This window comes from Armatimonadota bacterium, from assembly GCA_016789105.1.
In the GTDB taxonomy this organism is placed as follows: Bacteria; Armatimonadota; Fimbriimonadia; order Fimbriimonadales; family Fimbriimonadaceae; genus UphvI-Ar2.
The window spans coordinates 343195-364294 of the sequence record JAEURN010000004.1; the positions used below are offsets into that span (position 1 = coordinate 343195).

The window sequence follows — 21100 nt, forward strand, 5'->3', positions numbered from 1 at the left end:
GATGTTTGACACCGGTCAGGGGGCCCGGGTTGCACGGACCCAAACGGGCCGTGCTTGGGAGGCAGGTAAATTGAACCCGTGATCGACCGCTACACAACGCCATCCATGACCGCGATTTGGGATCGCGAATCCAAATACCGGCGGTGGATGGAGGTGGAAGTGGCGATTTGCGAGGCCCACTGTGCGGCGGGGACGATCCCCCCTGACGACATGTCGCAAATCAGGGAGCGGGCAGCCTTTGACATTGCCCGTTGCGACGAGATCGAAAAGGAAACCCGCCACGATTTGGCGGCATTTGTCCGGAACTTGGAAGAGAACATCGGCCCGGCCGGCAAGTGGGTGCACTTTGGTGTGACCAGCTATGACGTGATCGACACCGCTTTGGGGTTGATGTTGCGCGACAGTTGCACCGTGCTGATCGAATCTGCCCAGAAACTGCTTGCCGAGACCAAGCGCTTGGCCCACGAACACCGATCCACCCCCATGATCGGGCGGACGCACGCCATCCATGCCGAGCCGATCACATTCGGGTTCAAGTGCGCCAGCTGGGTTTGGGAATTGGAGCGGAACATCGCTCGGCTTGAATCGACCCGCGAATCGGTGGCCTATGGCAAGATCAGCGGGGCCGTCGGGATCCACGCCCATGTGGATCCCAAAATGGAGTTGATGATTTGCGAAAGACTTGGGCTAAAACCTGAACCGATCAGCACGCAAATTATCAACCGCGACCGTCATGCGGAGTTTTTGAACCTCCTGGCCTTGATCGGAGCCGGGCTGGAACGAATCGCCACCGAACTTCGCAACCTTCAGCGGACGGAGATCTTGGAAGTGCAAGAGGCATTCAAGGCGGGCCAAACGGGCAGTTCGGCAATGCCCCACAAACGCAACCCGTGGAACAGCGAAACGGTCGTTGGGCTCAGCCGGATCTTGCGGGGGCATGCGGGGGCGATGTTGGAAAGCGTTGCCACCTGGCATGAACGCGATTTGACGAATTCTTCCTTAGAGCGGGTTGTTTTGCCCGATAGCTGCCAGCTCTGCGATTTCATGCTCAACCGGGTGCGTTCGATTCTTGAAGGCTTGGTGGTCATGCCGGAGAACATGGCCAAAAACCTGCGGCTGATGGGCGACCTCGTGTTTAGCGAACACCTCATGACCTCTTTGATCCGTAAAGGTTTGATGCGAAAAGATGCTTATAAAATCGCCCAACGCCACGCAGCTGCGGCGTGGGACGGAGTTGATTTCAAATCGGCGGTGTATGCTGATCCAGAAGTCCGGGGACAGTTATCAGAGCTGGAGCTGGACGAGGTCTTCAGTTTGGAGCACCACTTGCGCAATGCGGCGCACAACGTCCCATAAAAAATTGAGTTGGAAAAATGGTTGGGGGCGGGATTAACCCGCCCCGACAAGCTCACAGTTGGATTCTGGCCGTATTGAATGATTGCGCTGATGCTTTTTGCAGTATTCGACCAGTTTCCGGACTGCCTTTTCAGAAGTGGGGTCGAGTGTGATCTCGCTGGTCATAGCCAGAGCGAGGAGCGCAAACGCCTCATCTTCCGAGAGCTCCAACCGTTCTTGGTTGTTCATCCTTGTTGAGCTCCTGTCAAGCCGATCCCGGCTCGACACTGATTATGACGGAAATCCGGCGGTTATGTTCCAGCTTTTGGACAAGAAAATCCCGGTTTCCCGGCATTTATGAGGGATCCAAGCGATAGAAGGCTTCTTCAACGGGGGCGTTACGGGCCTTGGCGTGGTGGGTTTCCATGTGGGTGAAGCGGAATCCGTTTCGTTCCAGAACCCGCCGCGAACCGGTGTTATCGGCGGCACAGGTGGCAAAAACCGGCCGCTCCGGCATTAGTTCCAGCAAACCGGCAACGGCGGCGGTGGCCACTCCCTGGCCCCAATACTCCCGCCCGATCCAGTAGCCAATGTGGCGGCTACCTGGCTCCCCATAGGCGAGGATCCCGCCGGCGACTTCCCCATCCACCAAAACCGTCAGATGGGTGACACCCGGGTTTTCGATCCGTCGTCGCCACATTTGCATAAATTCTTCACGGTCGTTGGCCACGGTGGCAAAGGCAGCCATCCACACCGCCTCTTTGTCCGATTCGAATTCAAAGAACCGGTCGAAGTGGCTTACGTCCATCGGAACCAGGGCTATTTTGGGCTTGATCGGCATATTCCTTCCGATTGGGCGTGACATTGGGAGGTTGAATCCGTTAACCTTCGGGACACAGGAATCATTATGAGCCTCATCCCGATTCTGATCATCACCGCCTATTCACCTGGGCAATTGCCGACTGCCGCCCCGCACAAATTCGTTGGGATGCGTTCGTTGGCCCTTAGCCCCGATGGGTCAAATTTGGCGTTTTCGTACCGCGGGGATATTTGGGTTGTCCCGAGCGGCGGGGGCCGTGCAATCGCCCTCACGACCAATGTCGAAGAAGATGATAAGCCGGTCTGGAGCCCGGATGGCAAGTGGATTGCATTTGCCAGCGACCGGGAAGGCAGCTGGGACATTTTTGCCGTGCCCGTCGAAGGCGGCGAGACGGCAAGGCTGACTTACAGCAGCCAAACCGAGATCCCTTCGAGCTGGGTTGGGGACAAGATCACGATGGATGCCGGGTTCGACAAGGGCGTCGGCGGCATCTACACATTGGATCCCAAGACTTTGAAAATGGGGGAAGTCTGGCTGACCAACTTCCGTTTGGATTCCCCGATGTTTTCGCCTGATGGGAGCAAGATCGCGTTCACCCACAAGGCGATGTTCCCGTATTTCCGTCCTCGCTACGAAGGTTCTGGGGCGGCCCAACTGTGGATGATCAACTCCGACGGCTCCGGACGCAAGCCCATCCGGTCGACGGGCTTCCAGCACCTGTGGCCGCAATGGTCGCCCGACGGGTCAAAGCTTTACGCAGTGACGGTCAGCGAAAAAACGCCGAGTTCGCACCGCATCGGCGAGAAGCCTCCAATGAACGTGGACAATGCGGAGCGCACACCCAACGTTTACGAGATTGACATGGCAGGCAAGGCGCGCCGCCTCACCGATTTCGTCGGTTTTGCGGGCACAAGGTTCCTGACGGTAGCCGCTGAATCTGGCACGTTGGCGTTTGAGGATGCCGGCGAAGTCTATGTGATGCAACCGGGTGGCAAACCGGCCATGGTGACGATCACCGGCGCCGTGGATCCCAAAGGTCAGAACTTTGAGCGGCAAGTGATCACGACGGGGGTGGAGGAAGCGGCTCTTTCCCCAGATATGAAGACGGTTGCTTTTGGGATCCAAAGGGAATTGTTCAGTGTTCCGGTGACCAAGGGTAAAGGCCCCAACGGTGCCGATGCCAAGCAACTGACGAACTATGCCGGTTCGGACGGTTCGCCGGTCTATTCGCCGGATGGAAAGACGCTTTACTTCACCAGCGACCGCGATGGCGCCAACAGCATCTACACGATGGATGTGGCAACGGGCGAAATCAAGCCGTTCTACAAGGCTCCCAATGAAGTCGCCGGCTTGGAAGTCACTCCCGACAAAAAGAACCTGACTTTCTGGGAGAATGGCCGCCAAGGCGGCTTCATGATGATCCCGTTGGGCGGCGGCGCGGCCAAGCGGTTGCTTGATAAGCCCTACGTGTTGCCGACGGCGATATCGCCCGACATGAAGTACCTGGCCTACACCAAGCCGCTGATCGGTTCTGGGTTCAAGCCTTGGGAAAACGGCAACAACGTGTGGGTAAAAGACATTGCGACCGGCAAGGAAGTCAACGTCACCAAGCTCAACGCTCAAGATTCAAATCCTGCTTGGTCGGCCGACGGGAAGTACCTCTACTTCACCAGCGACCGGGGGCCGGCGGGGATTTTTGTGGTGCCCAGCCAGAAGGAAGAAGCCCGGGCCACCGAACTGGATCTGAAATTTGAAAAGCCCGAAGGGACACCCAAGGTCGATTTCGACATGGATCGACCCGACGACCGCATCCGGTTCTTTTTGGCCGGTGGCGGGCCGATCAAGAGCGATCCGACGAACGGCGACGTGTTCTACACCCAAGGTGGGGAAGTTTGGAAAGCCGGATACAACGGCGAAGGCGCAACCCAAGTGACCCGAGGCGGAGTGCGCGGCGGCTACGAGTTCAGTTCCGATAGCAACCAGATCTTCACGATCATGGAAGGAAATCCGGTTCTGGTGAACTTGCGCCGGCCCGGATTCCCGATGGCAAAGGTTGAATTGCGGGCCGAATGGATCCGCGACGTGACGGCAGAGCACCGGGCGGCGTTCCACGAGTTCTGGCGGATTTACAACAACCAGTTTTACGACGAGTATTTCCACCGCCGCGACTGGGCCGCGATCCGCGACCATTACGAGCCGCTCTTGGATTCTGTGGGCCACCGTCGGGATATGAGCGAGGTTCTGAACCAGATGGTGGGCGAGTTGGAATCTTCCCACTCCGAAGTCAGCCCGGCATTTGGCGGGCCGCGGGGCGGAGACCAAAGCTCCCATCCGGGGTTCACCATTGATTACAGCTACCAAGGCCCGGGCTTGAAGGTAAAGGACGTTCCGGAAAACACACCGGGCAGTTTTGCCAAAACCCAGATCAAACCGGGCGAATACGTCATGAAGATCAATGGGGTCACGGTTTGGCCCGATCAAAACCTGTTCAAGGTCCTGAACAACCAAACCGGCCGCGACATGACCTTCACCGTGAACAGCAAACCTTCGACCGATGGAGCCCGTGAGGTCACCTATCGCGCGATGAACGGGGGCCAATTTGGGCAGATCCTTTATGAAAACCGAATCGAATGGCGCCGCAAATATGTGGAAGAGCTGAGCGGTGGCAAAGTGACCTATGTGCACATTGCTGGGATGGGAGACGCGAACCTCAACCGCTTCAATGCTGAAATGTGGGAGTATGTCCAAGGCAAAGAAGGGGTGATTGTCGACGTCCGCGAAAACGGTGGCGGCAACATTGCCGACCTGTTGATCGACATGCTGGAGCGCAAGCTCCACATGCGGTACATCCCTCGCGACGGAGATGAAATCCCCGGCCCAGGCATGATGTGGGACAAGCCGATGGTGGTGATGGCGGCGGAAACCAGCTTTTCCAACGCGGAAATGTTCCCGCAGACCGTCAAAACCCTCGGCCTTGCCAAACTCGTTGGCATGCCGACGCCGGGCTACGTGATCTACACGTATGGCGGCCGGTTGGTCGATGGGACTTCGATCCGGCTCCCGTCCACCGGTGTCTACCGGGTGGATGGCACGCCGCTGGAAAACTGGGGGGTCGAACCGGACATCAAGGTTGACATCGACCCCGACCAATACTTCCGGAACGAGGATCCGCAGCTCAAGCGGGCGGTGGAAGAAGTCCTCAGGCAGATCGGCGCTCGCGGCTGATAAAGAGTCCGAGTAAACAAAAAAACCGAACCCCCGACCAAAGGTCGGGGGTTCGGTTATTAATCCGACTATCCCGGCTGTGAATCGGGGAAACGGATTTCAGTCCACCCAATCAGCGACAAAAATATTAGTCTCGCCGGGGACAGAACCGTGCCGGTTGCTGGCAAAGACGAGCTTTTTGCCGTCGCGCGTGAACATGGGGAAGCCGTCGAACTGCGCAGAAAATGTGATTTGGCGCAGGTTGGTGCCGTCCTTTTCGATGGCAAAAATATCGAACTCCCGGCCTTGCGGATCCGTGTGGTTGCTCGCGAACAAGATCGTGTGGCCATTGGGGTGCAGGAACGGGGCAAAGCTGGCCGCGTTCAGGTGCGTCACTTGGCGTTTGTAGTTCCCATTGGCATCCATGATCCAGATGTCCATTTTGCTGGGCCGGACGAGGTTTTGTTTGAGAAGGGCCTTGTATTCGTCGATTTCGGCTTGGTTGGCAAATGGCGCAGTTCGCCGGTAGACGATGGATTTGCTGTCCCAACTGATGAACGGCCCGCCGTCATAGCCGACTGCGTCGGTCAGCCGCTTGATTCCCGTGCCGTCCAAGTTGGCCCGGTAGATATCCAAATCGCCTTCCCAGCCGCCGGTGAACGTCATGAATTGGCCGTTCGGGGCAATAGTGGTTTCGGCCACGTAGCCAGGCTTTTTGATGACCGGCTTGAGGTTTTTGCCGTTTAGGTCGGCCCGATAAAGCACATAGGCCGGGTTGACCATCCAGACATACCCTTTTGACATGTCGGTTTTGGCTTGCGGCCCGGCATCGGTGGCGTGGGTGCTGCTGAAAAAGATGTGCTTGCCATCGGGGCTGAAGTAGCTGCAAGTGCACCGCCCTTTGCCGGTGCTGACCAACTTCCGATCCGACCCGTCGAGGTTCATGGTGAAGACTTGCTCATCCGGGTAACCAGGTTGGGACGATTGGAAAATGAGCTTGGTGCCGTTGGCATCCAGGTAGGCCTCGGCGTTTTGGCCGCCAAAAGTGAGCTGCTTGATGTTCTTGAGATGGATCTCGCCGGGTTCTGCGGGCCAAGATTTTGATTTCGGCCATTTCGACATCGGCATCGGTTGTTGGGCGGCAAGGGCAGCCGCACAGATCGCAACGAGCATCCCTGGATTATGGGGGACTTGGGAAGGGGTGCCTATTGCACTCGGTGACGGAGTGATGACGGTTCTGACTGAACCCAGACCCCCGCAATAGTGACTGGGCCGCCCACCGGTGCATATGGAACGAAAGTATCGGGATGCTCACGGGCGACGTTTTTGTGGAAGAGGGGTTGATCACCCCTTACCAGCTTCAGCTTGCGGTCAACAAGCAGGTGGAGTTGGGGGGTAACGACCAGATCGCCAAGGTCATGGTCGACCTCGGCTTGATCACCGAAAAGGACAAAGTCCGGTGTACTGGCCGGGCTTGGGACATCCCCTTTGCTGACTTGACCGTCGAAGCCCCATCCCAAGATGCCCTCCAAGCGCTGACCCCTCAGTTTGCCAAGCGGTTCAACGTCTTGCCCCTCCGAATCGAAGACGGGACATTTCACGTCGCGATGTCCAATCCGCTCGACGTGTTCGTGATCGACGAGCTATCGATGAACACGGGCATGGAGATCCAGCCCTACATCGCGGTCGAATCGGAAATCTCGCAAGCCCTCTCGGAATACTATTCCTCGGACGTCAGCGTCAGCCACGAGCTGGATGGCGTGATGAAGGACTTTGACGCCGACTTGGGCGATGCGTTCTCCTCATCCAAAGAAGAGGATGAAACGGTGGACGAGGCCGACGAGGCACCAGTCATCCGGTTGGCCAACTTGATTGTGAACCAAGCGGTCGCCGACAAGGCCAGCGACATCCACATCGAGCCACGGAAGGAAGAAGTGGTCGTGCGCTACCGGATCGACGGGATCATGGTGGAAGTGATGCGCCTCCCGCGGAAGATCAGCAACGCGCTCACGAGCCGGTTCAAGATCATCGCGAACATGGACATCGCGGAAAAGCGGGCTCCTCAAGATAACCGCATCAGTGCTGTCATCAATGGCAAGCCGTTCGACTTCCGGGTTTCCACGTTGCCGGTCATTAATGGTGAAAAAATTGTTATGCGGGTTTTGGATAAAGGCGGCATCAACGTCGGCCTGACCAAGCTCGGATTTTTGCCGCACAACCTGAAGATGCTTGAAGATATGGCCACCCGGAGCTATGGCATTGTGCTGGTGACGGGGCCGACGGGTTCGGGAAAGTCCACGACTCTGTATTCGCTGTTAAACGCCAGCAACGACGGGTTGAAGAACATCATCACCATCGAAGATCCCGTTGAGTACGAATTGGACAGCATCAACCAGTGCGCGGTCAACAACAAGGCGGGCATGACGTTTGCCGCCGGATTGCGGTCAATGCTCCGTCAAGACCCCGACGTCATCATGGTTGGTGAAATGCGGGATGAAGAAACGGCAACCATCGCCATGGAAGCCGCCATGACCGGCCACTTGGTTTTTAGTACGCTCCATACGAACGATGCCCCTTCGGCCCCGGGGCGGCTAGTGGATATGGGGGTGGAGCCGTTTTTGATCAGCTCTTCGATCGTGGGGATCCTGGCGCAGCGCCTAGTGCGGGTGCTATGCCCCAACTGCAAAGAGCAATACACCGCCACCCGCGAAAGCATGCTCCGGGCTGGACTGCCGGTTCCCGAGGAGGTCGGCGCCGACACCCACGGCGAGCTGACCCTGTTCAAGGCCCGAGGGTGCGAAAAATGCAAAGGCACAGGCTACAAGGGCCGATCCGGGGTGCACGAGTTGCTGTCCATGAACGACAAGATGCGGGACGCAATCCTCAACCACGCCCCCGCGCACGAGGTCCGCAAAATGGCAATTGAAAATGGCATGAAGACTTTGCAAGAAGACGCCGTCGCCAAGATTCTGAATGGCGTCACCGACATCGACGAGATCATCCGGGTGATTTATTCCTAAAAGCCAAAGGAAAATCTTGAGATAACCGCAATTTCGCCAATGCGCATCCGACGTGACACCACCAAGAATCCTAATATGAGCCGAACAAGGGGAGTGAACTGAAATGGCTGCACAGCCGCAATTGGATCGGGCCGCCGCCGTCGCCCTGGTCATCCAGAGCCAAAAGGAGCTGGCCGCGCTACCCCAAGTGGTCTTCAAAGTCATGGAGATCACAGGAACGGACCACGGCAGTTCGGCTGAGTTGGAGCGGGCGATCGTGATCGACCCAGGTTTTTCGGCCAAGCTGCTGACGATCGCTAATTCGGCGACATTCTCCCTGCCCAAGCAGGTGACCTCCATCAAGGAGGCGGTGATGTACATCGGTGTACGTCAAGTGCGGCAAACGGCGATGGCTGTCGGTGTTTTCGATATGTTTTTGGGCAAAACCGATGCAGAAAGCAAACGGCGGCGGGCTTGGTGGCGGCATTCTGTTGATACCGCGACGGCTGCTCGGGCCCTTGCCTCTGAATTTGGTTGGGCGGATCCCAACGAAGCCTACACGGCGGGTCTCCTCCACTGGTGTGGTAAGACGGTTTTGGATAAATCTGCGCCTGGGGAGTATGACAAAGTCATACAGCTTGTCGATAAGGGGGTCGCCGTGTGGCAGGCAGAGAGCGCTGTATTCGGGTGCGACCACCGAGACATTGCTTTGGCTTGTGCCAGCAATTGGGGTTTCCCGGTTGGCTTGGTCGGCGGGCTCAAATACTTCACCCGGCCCGACGACGCCAAAATATCGGGCGAACTGGCGGCCGTGGTCGCGGTCTCATCGCAAATCGCCGACTACGCCTGCAACGGGCGCGGCAAAGATTCGAATTGGGCGGCCTGGGCGGGCGAAGCCCTGCGGATACCGGCCGAAATGACCGAAAGGATCATTGAGCGCGGGCTTGCGGCCATCACGGCGGGATCCCAGCTCCACTTCTAGCGCTCAGGGGGCGCCGACGAAATGCCGGAAGAATTCAGCTGGGAAAAGCACCTCAACAAGCAAGGCGACGAACCGGGTGGGGAAACCGCCCCGCCGCTGCAAGCGGCCGAGCCCCCATCCGTGATGCCGCCGGTGACGAACTCCAACCCATTCGGCGACCCGAATCCCCCGCAACCGTCGATGCCGGCGCAACCGCAACCGGTTGAACCCCCGCATCCGGCCTTCACCGAGCCCCCAGTCCAATCGGGCCCGTCGGCCCCGGCTCCTCCGCACGACCTTGAGCCGATCAGTTTCACCCAGTCCCCCCTCGGAGTCGATGGATCCGAACACCATGTCCCCGCCCACGTCCCGATTGAGGCCAGGACACCCGAGAAGTTCCGGGGCAAGTTCTTTGTCGCCGAAGATGAAACCCTGCCCCGATTCGATTCGGAAGAGCAGATTGCCTCGACGGCCGGGATCCACTTGGACGAGATCTTGCGGATCGCGTTCGAACGCAAAGCCAGCGATATTCACATCACGGCTGGATTGCCGCCGATGATGCGGCTTGATGGTGAGATTGTGCCCTTGCCTTTCACCACCCTCAAGCCGGAAGAGACGCAACGCCTTCTTTACGAAATCCTGACCGACGACCAGATCACTAAGTTTGAATCCACCCGTGAGCTGGACTGCGGCTACACGGTGAAGGGGTTGAGCCGCTTCCGGGTCAACGTCTACCAACAGCGACAGGCCACGGCCGCCGCTCTGCGGGTCATCCCCAACCGGATCCCGACGTTCGAAGAACTCCGGCTTCCTTCGGTCATCAGGGAGATTTCAAAGCGCCACAGCGGCTTGGTTTTGGTAACCGGCCCGACTGGGAGCGGTAAATCCACCTCGATTGCCGCGATGATCGACGACATCAACGAGTACCGCCAGGGCCACATCATGACGATCGAAGACCCGATCGAGTACTTGCACAAACACAAGAAGTGCATGGTCAACCAGCGGGAAATGCACGAAGACACCTATAGTTTTCACAACGCCCTGCGGGCCGTATTGCGCGAAGACCCAGACATCATCTTGGTTGGTGAAATGCGCGACTTGGAAACGATTGAAGCCGCCTTGACCCTTGCTGAAACCGGGCACTTGGTGTTTGGAACCTTGCACACCCGCAACGCGCCCAGCACCATCGACCGGATCATCGATGTGTTCCCGAGCGACGCCCAAGATCAGATCCGGGTTTTGCTCGGCAACACATTGGAAGCCGTCATCAGCCAGCAACTGCTCCCCAAATTGGGCGGCGGCCGTGTGGCAGCCCTGGAAATCATGTTGGGGATTCCGGCAATCCGGAACTTGATCCGGGAAGGGAAGACCCACCAGATGTATTCGGTTCTGGAAACCAACTCGAATATCGGCATGGTGACCATGGACCGTTCGTTGGCCGACCACTTCAAATCGGGGATGGTGGCCTACGAAGAGTGTTTGGCGCGTTCAGTTGACAAAGACAGCTTTAGCCGGTTGGCCAAAGGCGTCGCTTAGGGGGCGGTTGCCGTCTCCAGAGCCAATCGGAGCACTTGCCGTGCTTCGGTGACGAAGTGGGCGGTGAGTTGGGCACGGATGTCTTCGGGCACGTCTTCCATGTAGTCCTTCCGGTTTTCCTGGGGCAGGATCAGGGTATTCACGCCCGACCGGAATGCGGCGAGAACTTTTTCTTTGACTCCACCGATAGGGAGGACTTGCCCGGTGAGGGTGATTTCCCCGGTCATGGCGAGCCGATCCACCACTTTTCTGCCCGTGAGCAGGCTGACCAATGCGGTGAGCATGGTGATCCCTGCGCTCGGCCCATCTTTGGGGACAGCGCCGGCGGGCACGTGCACGTGGATTTGGTTCTCTTCAAAAACCCGGTTGTCGATTTTCAATGACTTGGCGTGGGCGCGGATATAGCTGAGGGCGGCGGTGACCGATTCCTTCATGACGTCGCCGAGTTGGCCAGTCACGGTGAGTCCCTTGCCGGGGTAGATGCTGGACTCGATGAACAGGATGTCCCCACCGACTGGAGTCCATGCGAGCCCGACCGCAACTCCCGGCAGGAGCTTGCGTTCGGCGACTTCGTCGTTGGTGTACCGCGGGGCACCCAGAGCTTTTTGCACCCAGCTTTTGGTTGCCGTGACTTTGGCTTTGCGCCCTTTGGCGAACTCGACGGTCGCCTTTCGGATGACGCTGCCGATCTCTCGCTCCAAGTTGCGGACTCCGGCTTCTCGCGTGTAATGGCGGATCAGGAACCTCAGGGCATCGGGTTTAAAGACGAGCTTCTTGTCGGTGAGGCCGTGTTCAGCCAGTTGCCGGGGCACCAGGTGTTGCTCGGCAATGGCGAACTTTTCGTCTTCGGTGTATCCGCCGAGTTCGATAATCTCCATGCGATCCCGGAGGGCCGGTGGGATTGTGTCGAGCCGGTTGGCGGTGGTGATGAAGAACACCCGGCTGAGGTCGACAGGGACATCGAGGTAATGATCGCGGAAGGCATTGTTCTGCTGGGGATCCAACACTTCGAGCATGGCCGAAGCGGGATCCCCTCTGAAATCGTTGCCGAGTTTGTCGATTTCATCCAGCACAAACACGGGATTGTTGGAACCGGCGCGCCGCAGGCTTTGGACGATCTGCCCGGGGAGGGAGCCGATATAGGTTCGGCGGTGGCCGCGGATTTCGGCCTCGTCTCGAACGCCGCCTAAGCTGAGCCGGACGAAGTTGCGCCCCATTGCGTCGGCAATCGACTTGCCGAGGCTAGTCTTTCCCACGCCAGGCGGACCATAAAAGCAAAGGATCGGTTGTCGGGGCGGCGCATCTGTTTTGACCAACCTCACGGCCAAAAACTCTATGATTCGATCCTTAATTTTATCGAGCCCGGCATGTTCGCGATCCAACACTTTCCGGGCGTTGTCCAAGTCCAGGTCGTCTTCTGTGGCGATGTTCCACGGAATGGAAGCCATCGTTTCGACATAAGTCCGGGCAACGGTGTATTCAGGCGACCCGGGGTTGATGCGTTGGAGGCGGTCGAGTTCCTTGTAAGCGGCCCTTTGGGCTTCTTCAGGCATTGCTGCCGCTTCAATGGACTGCCTGAGTTCATCCAGGTCTTCGCTGTAGTCGTCGGTTTCACCGAGTTCCCGCTGGATAGCTTTGAGTTGTTCCCGCAGATAGTATTCGCGCTGGTTACGGCTGAGCTCTTGGGTGACTTCGCTTTGGACTTTAGTGGTGAGCTCCAAAACCCGAACCTCCCGTCCCAGGATGGCCAGAAGTTTTCGGAGCCGGTTTGTCACGTCGGATTCTTCCAAGATTGTTTGCTTGTCTTGAACAGAAAACGGTGTGTGGGCGGCAATGAGGTCGGCCATCGTGTTGGGTTCGGTGACCGATTGGGTGAGGGAAGCGAGTTCTTCCGGAAGGTTGGGCGATAGGCGAACCGCTTGCTCGAAGAGGGCAGCCACGGATCTGCGGAGGGCTTCAGTTTCTTCGATATGGTCGGGGTCTATGGGCAGATCCTCCAAGACTTCGACTTTTGCCCGGAGGTAGGGAGTTGTTTGGAGCCTCTCGACGATCTTGAACCTGGCCGTCCCTTGGACGATCATCCGGACGGCGTCGGTGCCCTTCATAAGGGTGCGGATGATGACGACGCACCCGATGGGATAGACCTGGTCAAAGGTCGGGTCTTCGGTATCTGGTTCGCGCTGGGCAATTGTGCCGATCATGCGCTGGCTGCTGACGACGCTGTCGTCGATCAGGCGGATCCCGACGGGCCGGCCGACGCTGAGCGGGGCGATGAGCATGGGGAAGATGACGCTGTCTCGCAAAGGCAGGATATTGAGCTCGGCGGGGATTTCCGGCAATTGCTCAGAGTCGTCACCTTGTTCGGCCTGGATGGCCACCGACTCGACGGCGGCTTCCATCAGGGCTTCTTCCACCGAAGGGTCTGTTTTGAGTTCTGGTTTTTCCATCAGATGCGGGTGATCGTCACCCTTTCTACGACGATCACGGGGTTGTCCAGCCCGGATTTGGGGATAGCGATGGCAAGGATCCCATTTTTGAGTTTTGCGCCCATGTGGGCAAAGTCAAAGTCGCCTTGGGGGAGCAGGATCTCCCGGAAAAAGGCACCTTCTTCGATTTCCAGGAGATGAGCTTGGTAAGTATCCTCCCGCGCTGCCAGGTCGTCTGGCCGGTGTCCTCGCAGCGAAAGCGTGTTCCGGATCCGGTTGAGCGTGATTTGGATCTGCTCGTTGGTGACGCCGGCCAATTCGGCCCGGATCAGGAGGTGCGAGTCCGATTCCAAGACATCCACTTTTGGCATCCACCCCCGTTGCCGGGCGAATTTTGTCCGGCCGACTTCGGAAGCAATGTGTGCCGGTTCGAGTTCCAAGATCCACTCTTCGATATCGCGCCCGGGCATAGGGGTAGATTTTACTGCGAGTGGGGCTCGGCCCTGATTTCTTTGGTGTTGCTAAACTGCAGAGCCGATGATTTGGACCCACAACCTATCGCCCTTTATTTTCCGGGTGCATATCAACGGGGTGGATATCGGCCCCCGTTGGTATGGGCTTGCCTATGTCATCGGTTTCATCCTGGGCTACGGGGCCCTTAAAAAGGCGTGGCGGGCTGGTCGGTTCCCGGGCCTTGCCGAAAACGAAATTGAAAACCTGATGCTGTGGATTGTCGGCGGCGTGGTTTTTGGCGGCCGGCTTGGCTATTGCGTTCAAAATATGGGCGAATGGGCCAAGGATCCGTTCTATTTTTTCCACTTCAACCAAGGGGGAATGGCGTTTTTCGGTGGTTTGGTCGGCGTCGCCCTGGTTTTGGTTTGGTTCAGCCGCAAGCGGGGAGTCAGCTTCTTGACGTTGGGTGACGTTTGCTCGGTCCCGGCGGCGTTGGGTTTGGGGATCGGGCGCATTGCCAATTTTATTAATGGGGAACTCCCGGGCAACCGGACGGACGGGAGTTGGGGCGTGATCTTCCCGAACATCGACCCCGGGCATCCGCGGCACCCCAGCGTCCTGTATGAGATGGCCACCCATTTTGTTTTGGCCGGGGTGTTGATTTGGGCTGGTCGCCAACCTTGGGCGAACCGCCGCGCGGGGGTTTTGAGTGCCCTGTTCGTGTTAGTCTACGGTTTGTTGCGGGTGGTGACCGAGGCATTCCGGGAAGCCGACACCTATGTGGGGCCGTTGACCAACGGCCAGGCGGCCAGCCTGGTGATTGCCGCGCTGGGGGCTGCGGCCCTAGCGATGCTCTTCAAGCAAAAGCCGCCATTAGCGGCGGAAATCGGGGAAAACCTGGAAAAAAACGGTGAAGACGGAAACGGTTCCGCCGACTAATACGTTAGAATGAAGGGACTAAAGTCCCTCCCCGCTTGTATTTCAAGCCGTTTTCGACATGGCCGAACTAGCCCGACTCCTTGACGCTGTCCACATGGCTGCGGAAAAGCTCGCTTCGACCGCAGAGACCAAAGGCGTCCTGCGCGAGGTGCTGGAAATCTGCGTCCAGGCAACCGGGGCCCAAGGCGGTTCGATCTACATCCATGACCCGTCGAACAAAACCCTCAAGTTCTTGCACGTGCTCCCCGACGAGATCGAACGCAAATTAGAGCGTTTGGACATCCCGGATGATTACGGGGTGGCCGGGGACGTGTTCCAATCCGGGAAGTCGGTCGTCAGTGTTTATGGCGACGATGGCGATCCGCACCGCCGGGCCATTGTTCGCCGCACCGGTGTCACGGTGCAGAACATGATCACGGTTCCCTTGCAAATCACGGGGCTCAAACCGATAGGCGTGGTTCAACTGGTCAACAAGAAGGGCGGACCGTTCGACGATACCGACGAGGCCGTTCTGGATACCATCAGTGACGTCGCAACGCTGGCAATCATGAATTCGCGGATGCTGCAGCGGAGTACCAAGGTCGCGGCCTTGGAAGGGATGGGGCAAGCCGCCCACGATTTGGCGAACAAAGCCGGCGTTTTGGTCACGTTCCTCCCAGATTTCGACCGGAACCTCGTCGGGTTGCGCAAGGCGCTTGCCGATCAGGAAATTGGCGGCGAAGCCTTGTTCTATCTGGAGATGCTGCAAGGCACTTATGAAGATGTATTTGCTCCTTACAGTGAGAGGGTTTACCGCTATGCCAAGTTAATCAACGACCTTGCCGCCGGCAAACCGTTGATCCCGCAAAAGAGGGTCAGGAATTTTGCGACCGTTGTTCGGGAAGCGGCCCAATACATGGAAGCCAATGCCCGGCGCTCGCATGTCAAAATTGTTTACGACTTGCAAACGGACGCCCCCGAGTTTGCCTTCGATGACCTCTATGTTATCCGCGTCGTGGAAAATTTAGTTGGCAACGGGATCAAGGCGGTGAACGAGGTGATCCCCGACGCCTGGCTGAGCGAACACGGGGGGGATGACGATTCGACTTTCGGTTCTGTCCGGATCCAATACCGGTTTGCCGGCGGGAACCATGTCCTCATCGTCGCCGATGATGGGGCGGGCATGTCTCCCGGCACGATCCGCGCGATTTTGGGGGGCAGCGCCCGTTCAAATTGGGAACAGAGCACGGGCAGCGGCCTGGGGACAAAGGTGATCACGGATCTGGTTGCGGCCCACGGCGCGAAGCTATCCATACGGAGCAAACTGGGTGAAGGGTCGACCTTTGAGGTCGATTTCGGTTGCGGCGACCCCAAGGGATGCCCGGAGGACAAACCGAGCCTCGCTAAGGCCCGGCACTGAAACCCGGGTGGCCGTCTTCCCCGTAACGATTGGTATGGGGAATCAGCCTTTTTCAGATGGCTCTACGTTCGCGCGGTTTACCGATTTGCTCACAACCGGCCCCGGATTCAGCGCAGGAATCCTTGCCTATTTAGTTTTGGCGGTCAGCCTGTTTGCGATCGCCCAGCAAGAGCGCGAAGATTTCGGTTGGCTGGCTTTTATCCCTTTCTTGAACCTGTTGCTGATGTGCAAACTGGGGAAGGTCAACCCCTTTCTGCTGCTTTTGCTGTTTGTGCCATGCGTGAACTTTGTGGTTTATGCTTGGCTTTGGGCCAAGGTCGGCGAGTCCCGCGGTAAAGCGGTTTGGGGTTGGCTGACCCTTGTGCCCTGCTTTATTTATGTTTCGCCACTCGTGATCGCATTCGGCAAGTCATCTTGATGCCCGGGCACGATCCGGTATGATTTTGGGCGATGGCGATCAAACCGGCGGTCGGTGACAAGTACCTTTACACATGGGCGCAACTGGGGAGCCCGACCGTGCCTGGGGAAATCGAGTTGCCTGGCCTTGGAAAGCTTCTCTTTGACGACGCGGACGCCTATTATGCCAAGAACAACCGGGAAACGGCTGAATTCTTCATCCGGCGGAGCATGGCCCTCGGCGATGGGATGTATGTTGTGGTTTCGCGCCGCCAATCAGCCTAGCTGAGGTGGGGTGCCGGGTGGGGACGGCGCTTCGTCCTCTCCAAAAACTGCAATGACTAGCTGTGTTTGTCCAGCCACCCGGCGTTTATCTCCGTTCCGGATTGTATTCCGTCTGGGTGTGCCAGTCGTGCGGTTTTCCGGCAATCCTGGTAGGAATAGCGAGTCATTCCGGCACGAATGCCGGGGAAGACATCACAGTTTTTCGGTGTGGTCGACGTGGTAGATGCTGATGTCGACCTTGTTTGTCAGGGCGCCGGTCTTCTTGCTGAATTCTTGGAAATGCGGTGTTTGGAAATGGGCCTCCAATCCGTCGCGATCTGCCCATTCTTCGACAAAGACCAAGGTCGATGGATTTTCGGGCTTGCAGAAAAAGTCATAGGCGATGCATGCGTCTTCCTCCCGCGATGGGGCGAGCATGCCGTTTGCCAATTCGAAGAATTCGGCAACGCATTCGGGTTTGATGGAGACGTGGGCAATCAGGGCGACCATGGCAGCCATTATCTCCACTGAAACAGCCAGAAGTGGCGGGCGGGGGAAAATCGGGCCAAAATCAGTGGTACGAGAACCCTTGGCCCGGCTGATCCGTTGTTAGGGGAAAGAGCGACCCATATGACACTCTCACTGCTCGCCGCCGCTTTGATCGGCACCCGCTTTGCCCCGGCCCAGGACGCGAAATTGGATTTGGCCGTCCCCGGCGCAACCCTTTCGGCCATTAGCCAAGAAGTCGGTGCCCAGTTGGGGGCACGGGTGATTTTGGATCCCTCTGTGGCAAACGACTTGGCGGTGGTGTGGCTTAAAGGAAAGCCGGCTTCCGAAGTCCTGGCCAAAATCGGGGAGGTGACCGCCACAAAATGGACCCTTGCGGGCGATGTGTTGACCGTGACACCCGACATGGAGGCCCGCAACCGAGAGTTTGCCAAAGTCCGCGCCAAGAACACGGAAGCGATCCTGAAGGCGAGGAAGGCCTTTTTCGATAATTTGCAACCAAAGAAATACAAGGACGAAGATGGCAAAGAGTACGAATATGACGCGCCGAACGAGCAGTATTTGATCGGAGACCTATTGCGCAATGTGCCGGAGCAAACCCTTATCAGCCTGGCACCGGGCCAACGGCTTGTTTTGAGTTCACGGCCCACGGCCATGCAACGTCCCCTCGGCCGATTCGACTCCAAGAGGGTCATGGATTGGATTGCCGACACCAACAAGCAATTCGACCAATCGGAAGAAGAGATGCAGCAGATGAGGGACGACCCTGAATACCAGCAGTACATGCAGATTTGGGGCGAAGCTTTCATGGATTCGATGCCGAAGAAGATCACCGAGGCCCCCCAGAAGCTTTTGCTGATCCTTGAGCGCGACAACGAATCTGAGTTCGAAGAAGTGTCGATCCACGTGGTGGTGCGTGTCCAGGGGGCGTCATCCAAATCTTTGTTGACCACCGAAGCTTGGCTGGGAGAAGAAATGGGCGCTTATGAGGTGGTTGGGGATGCTGTGGCGCAGCAAACAACAACCGCCGCGCCGGCAAGAGCCGCCGGATCGGACGAAGGACAAGGTGAGCCGAGGAAAGCCATGCCGGGAGACGAGATCCCGATCGAGTTTTCTTCCGATGCCATGCTCTTGAGGGATGCTTGGGGAAGCACGAACCCTGAAAACGGGATGCCTGGCGTGCCGAAAATGTCGCGGCGAACCATGGAATTGCTGGCCGACCCCGTGAGCTATGAACCGATGCGGTACGAAATCGGCGAAGTGCTGATGCAAGCGGCAGAAAAACGAGGGTTGCCGCTCGTCGCCGCCATGATCGACGAAATCGACACCGACAGCCGGGATATGCCCAAAACCCTGGGTGCCTTGCGGGATGAACTGCCTTATTACGAAATGGATGAATCGGAGGCAGACGGGTGGTGGCAGTTCAAACTCTCCAACCCCGCCCCGAACTGGGCCAAGCGGGTCGACCGTGCGGCGTTGGCAGGGTTGCTAAAGGAATCGCTGACCCGCACGTTTGTTTCACTCGACACGCTCGCCACTTTTGTGTACCGATTCCCGATGGCCCTGTCCAACACGGTTTCCGGGTCGCGGTTGCGGTTGGTCGCCCCGCAGTTGGCCCAATCGTTCACGGGTGTCCAAGACCCATCCCTGTTGCGCTTTTACGGCTCCATGTCTTTTGGCGAGCGGCAGCGTCTGAAGCAAAATGGTTCGATCCCCTTGGGGGCGCTTTCGTCGGAAACCCAGCGGGAGCTCAGCCGCAAGTTCTTCGGTGCGGGTGCGTCGCTCGACCCGGTTGATCTGGAAAAGGATTTGGGCGACAAAGACTTGGTCCAAATGATCAGCGGCTCGATTGGGATGGGAATGGCCTTTGGGGGAATGACCGGGCACGAACCAACCGAGGCGATGCCCAACGGGCTCCCGAGGGAAGGCATTGTGGCGATGAAGGTCAATAAGGACGACTACCTTTTGCCCATGGGCAAAGAAGGTGGTTTGATCAACGGTTTGCCCCCGTTTGGCCGCGCCGAGCTGGCGTTCTTCTCGTTGTTGATGAAGAACCCGGAGTTCATGGCCCAAATGGACCAATTTGGCGAGGTGTTGAGCTACATGCGATCCGGCAAACGGGACAACCTCCACATCGCCGTGTTGGTTGCGCCCAAGCTGGGCACCAAAGGGACGTTGTCGGACATGCACGAACCAGATATGGCTCATGTTTATTCCTTGATGAACCTGCCGCCGGCGATGAAGCAACAGATGGATGCCGACGGCGCGGCACTGCAGAACTCCCCCTTCGGCAAAATGTTCGAGCAGATGGGGTCGATGGGCGGCCCATCGGGCCCGATCAAACCGTGATATGTGCGCCCGGTTTGTCTTCCGCAACATCCAGGCGATCTTAGGCCAGTTCGATGCTGAGTTGCTCCCGGAATTCCCCGGGAGCACCAATGTTGCGCCGACCGATTATTCGCTGGTCGTCCGGATTGCAGATGGGAAGCGCCGGATGTGGCCGATGAAGTGGGGGCTCATCCCAAGTTGGGCCAAAGATGATTCCAGTGCGGTGAAGTGCATCAATGCCCGGGCGGAGACCGTGGCGGAAAAACCGAGTTTCCGGGGGGCGGTGAAGTACCGCCGGTGCCTGATCCCGGCCGACGGGTTTTACGAGTGGCAGGGGGTCAAGGGGTACAAGCAACCGTATTTCATCCACCGGGCCGATGGCGAGATGATGGCGATGGCGGGAATCTGGGAGGAGTGGGAAGGCCCACAAGGCACGGTCGAAACCTTCTCCGTTTTGACGACCGATGCGAACCGGGAAATGAGCGACATCCACACGCGAATGCCGGTGATTTTGGAACCACGGGACTTTGACCGGTGGCTGGATCCGTCGCTCACCGATGTCGAGGCCTTCCGATCCGTCCTCCAGCCAGCAGCAGATGGGACCTTGGTGATGCATCCCGTCGGCAAGGCCGTCGGCAACCCGCGGGCGGAAGGGCCAGAGCTTATGGATCCGGTTGCTGGCGGGACGCTGTTTTAAGGCTCGCAACCCTGTGCTATGCTGATATCAGGATGGACACGGTGATGGAGCAGCCGGCGCAATCTGAACCTGTTGCGCGGGGGATTATCGAGGCCAACGGCGTCGATTTCTTTTACGGCAACTTCCAGGCGCTCCACAAGATCGATTTGAGAATGCACCCGCAGAAGGTGACGGCGTTGATCGGCCCATCTGGTTGCGGGAAGTCGACATTCCTGCGATGCCTGAACCGGATGAACGACTTGATCGACGGCACAAGGCTGGAAGGCAAGGTCACCATCGACGGGTTCGACATCTACGCCCCCGATGTTGACGTTGTGGAGTTGCGCAAGACGGTGGGGATGGTTTTTCAAAAGCCGAATCCGTTCCCGATGTCGATTTTCGACAACATTGCTTACGGTCCCCGGATCCATGGTATCCGGAAACGGTCGGAATTGCAGGCCATCGTGGAGGAATGCCTGGCGAAAAGTTATCTCTGGGACGAGGTCAAGGATAATTTGAGCAAGTCGGCCCTGGGGCTGAGTGGTGGCCAACAGCAGCGGCTCTGCATTGCGCGAACCATTGCCGTCAACCCCGAAATCATCTTGATGGACGAACCCTGTTCGGCCCTGGATCCGGTGGCGACGGCCAAGATCGAGGATCTGATGGTGGAGCTCAAACAGCAGTACACCATCGTTATCGTAACCCACAACATGCAGCAAGCGCAGCGGGCCAGCGACATCACGGCATTTTTCTACAAAGGCGAGTTGGTGGAAGAAGCCCCAACCCGCGATATGTTCCTCCGGCCCAAGAACAAACAAACCGAGGACTATATTTCCGGCCGGTTTGGTTAGGGAAGC

18 protein-coding genes are annotated in these 21100 nt (G+C 57.9%); 12 read left to right on the forward strand and 6 right to left on the reverse strand.

What is annotated here, in order from left to right; all coding sequences use genetic code 11:
• Nucleotides 1-78 precede the first annotated feature (78 nt).
• A complete protein-coding gene (locus tag JNM28_04640) occupies nucleotides 79-1356 on the forward strand; it encodes an adenylosuccinate lyase (GenBank protein MBL8067714.1) in 1278 nt (425 codons plus the stop codon).
• Between the two features lie 33 nt (nucleotides 1357-1389).
• Here the strand turns inward: JNM28_04640 and JNM28_04645 are convergent, their stop codons facing one another.
• Both JNM28_04645 and JNM28_04650 read right to left on the reverse strand, forming a co-directional pair.
• On the reverse strand, nucleotides 1390-1584 hold the full coding sequence (locus JNM28_04645; GenBank protein ID MBL8067715.1) for a hypothetical protein: 195 nt from the start codon (nucleotides 1582-1584) through the stop codon (nucleotides 1390-1392).
• A 106-nt stretch (nucleotides 1585-1690) separates the two neighbouring features.
• Nucleotides 1691-2143, reverse strand: coding sequence for a GNAT family N-acetyltransferase (locus JNM28_04650; protein ID MBL8067716.1), 453 nt, complete (start codon nucleotides 2141-2143; stop codon nucleotides 1691-1693).
• Nucleotides 2144-2242: 99 nt separating this feature from the next.
• On the opposite strand from JNM28_04650, the gene JNM28_04655 reads away from it, so the two are divergent.
• A complete protein-coding gene (locus JNM28_04655) occupies nucleotides 2243-5380 on the forward strand; it encodes a PD40 domain-containing protein (protein MBL8067717.1) in 3138 nt (1045 codons plus the stop codon).
• A 99-nt stretch (nucleotides 5381-5479) separates the two neighbouring features.
• Here JNM28_04655 and JNM28_04660 read toward each other — a convergent pair whose 3' ends face one another.
• Nucleotides 5480-6532, reverse strand: coding sequence for a PD40 domain-containing protein (locus JNM28_04660; GenBank protein ID MBL8067718.1), 1053 nt, complete (start codon nucleotides 6530-6532; stop codon nucleotides 5480-5482).
• 134 nt (nucleotides 6533-6666) lie between these two features.
• Here JNM28_04660 and tadA point away from each other — a divergent pair, with 134 nt between their 5' ends.
• From tadA to JNM28_04675, 3 genes are all read left to right on the forward strand, one after another.
• On the forward strand, nucleotides 6667-8379 hold the full coding sequence (gene tadA, locus JNM28_04665; GenBank protein MBL8067719.1) for a Flp pilus assembly complex ATPase component TadA: 1713 nt from the start codon (nucleotides 6667-6669) through the stop codon (nucleotides 8377-8379).
• 103 nt (nucleotides 8380-8482) lie between these two features.
• Nucleotides 8483-9340 carry an HDOD domain-containing protein gene (locus JNM28_04670; protein ID MBL8067720.1) on the forward strand — a complete coding sequence of 286 codons (858 nt, stop codon included), beginning with the start codon at nucleotides 8483-8485 and terminating at the stop codon, nucleotides 9338-9340.
• Between the two features lie 456 nt (nucleotides 9341-9796).
• The gene (locus JNM28_04675) at nucleotides 9797-10855 is read left to right on the forward strand and encodes a type IV pilus twitching motility protein PilT (GenBank protein MBL8067721.1); all 1059 of its coding nucleotides are present in this window, start codon (nucleotides 9797-9799) and stop codon (nucleotides 10853-10855) included.
• Here JNM28_04675 and lon read toward each other — a convergent pair.
• Both lon and JNM28_04685 read right to left on the reverse strand, forming a co-directional pair.
• Nucleotides 10852-13254 carry an endopeptidase La gene (gene lon, locus JNM28_04680; GenBank protein ID MBL8067722.1) on the reverse strand — a complete coding sequence of 801 codons (2403 nt, stop codon included), beginning with the start codon at nucleotides 13252-13254 and terminating at the stop codon, nucleotides 10852-10854. The genes JNM28_04675 and lon overlap by 4 nt on opposite strands.
• Nucleotides 13255-13301: 47 nt before the next feature.
• Entirely contained in the window at nucleotides 13302-13751 is a 450-nt protein-coding gene (locus tag JNM28_04685) for an Hsp20/alpha crystallin family protein (GenBank protein ID MBL8067723.1), read from the reverse strand.
• Nucleotides 13752-13818: 67 nt separating this feature from the next.
• Between JNM28_04685 and lgt the strand changes: the two genes are divergently transcribed.
• The 4 genes from lgt to JNM28_04705 are packed head-to-tail and all read left to right on the forward strand — an operon-like array spanning nucleotide 13819 to nucleotide 16753.
• Nucleotides 13819-14673 carry a prolipoprotein diacylglyceryl transferase gene (gene lgt, locus JNM28_04690; protein ID MBL8067724.1) on the forward strand — a complete coding sequence of 285 codons (855 nt, stop codon included), beginning with the start codon at nucleotides 13819-13821 and terminating at the stop codon, nucleotides 14671-14673.
• Between the two features lie 58 nt (nucleotides 14674-14731).
• Nucleotides 14732-16072 (forward strand): GAF domain-containing sensor histidine kinase, encoded by a 1341-nt coding sequence (locus JNM28_04695; GenBank protein MBL8067725.1) that lies wholly within the window; start codon nucleotides 14732-14734, stop codon nucleotides 16070-16072.
• A gap of 34 nt (nucleotides 16073-16106) precedes the next feature.
• Nucleotides 16107-16490, forward strand: a complete 384-nt coding sequence (locus tag JNM28_04700) for a hypothetical protein (GenBank protein MBL8067726.1) — start codon at nucleotides 16107-16109, stop codon at nucleotides 16488-16490.
• Between the two features lie 32 nt (nucleotides 16491-16522).
• Nucleotides 16523-16753: a hypothetical protein gene (locus JNM28_04705; protein MBL8067727.1), complete on the forward strand. Its 231-nt coding sequence runs from the start codon at nucleotides 16523-16525 to the stop codon at nucleotides 16751-16753.
• 192 nt (nucleotides 16754-16945) lie between these two features.
• On the opposite strand, the gene JNM28_04710 is transcribed toward JNM28_04705, so the two are convergent.
• Nucleotides 16946-17242, reverse strand: a complete 297-nt coding sequence (locus tag JNM28_04710) for an antibiotic biosynthesis monooxygenase (protein ID MBL8067728.1) — start codon at nucleotides 17240-17242, stop codon at nucleotides 16946-16948.
• A 120-nt stretch (nucleotides 17243-17362) separates the two neighbouring features.
• On the opposite strand from JNM28_04710, the gene JNM28_04715 reads away from it, so the two are divergent.
• Genes JNM28_04715 through JNM28_04725 form a run of 3 tightly spaced genes read left to right on the forward strand, consistent with a single transcriptional unit; the run spans nucleotide 17363 to nucleotide 21094 of the window.
• On the forward strand, nucleotides 17363-19588 hold the full coding sequence (locus JNM28_04715; protein MBL8067729.1) for a hypothetical protein: 2226 nt from the start codon (nucleotides 17363-17365) through the stop codon (nucleotides 19586-19588).
• A gap of 1 nt (nucleotide 19589) precedes the next feature.
• Nucleotides 19590-20264 carry an SOS response-associated peptidase gene (locus JNM28_04720; protein ID MBL8067730.1) on the forward strand — a complete coding sequence of 225 codons (675 nt, stop codon included), beginning with the start codon at nucleotides 19590-19592 and terminating at the stop codon, nucleotides 20262-20264.
• A 44-nt stretch (nucleotides 20265-20308) separates the two neighbouring features.
• A complete protein-coding gene (locus JNM28_04725) occupies nucleotides 20309-21094 on the forward strand; it encodes a phosphate ABC transporter ATP-binding protein (GenBank protein MBL8067731.1) in 786 nt (261 codons plus the stop codon).
• The last annotated feature ends 6 nt before the right edge of the window (nucleotides 21095-21100 follow it).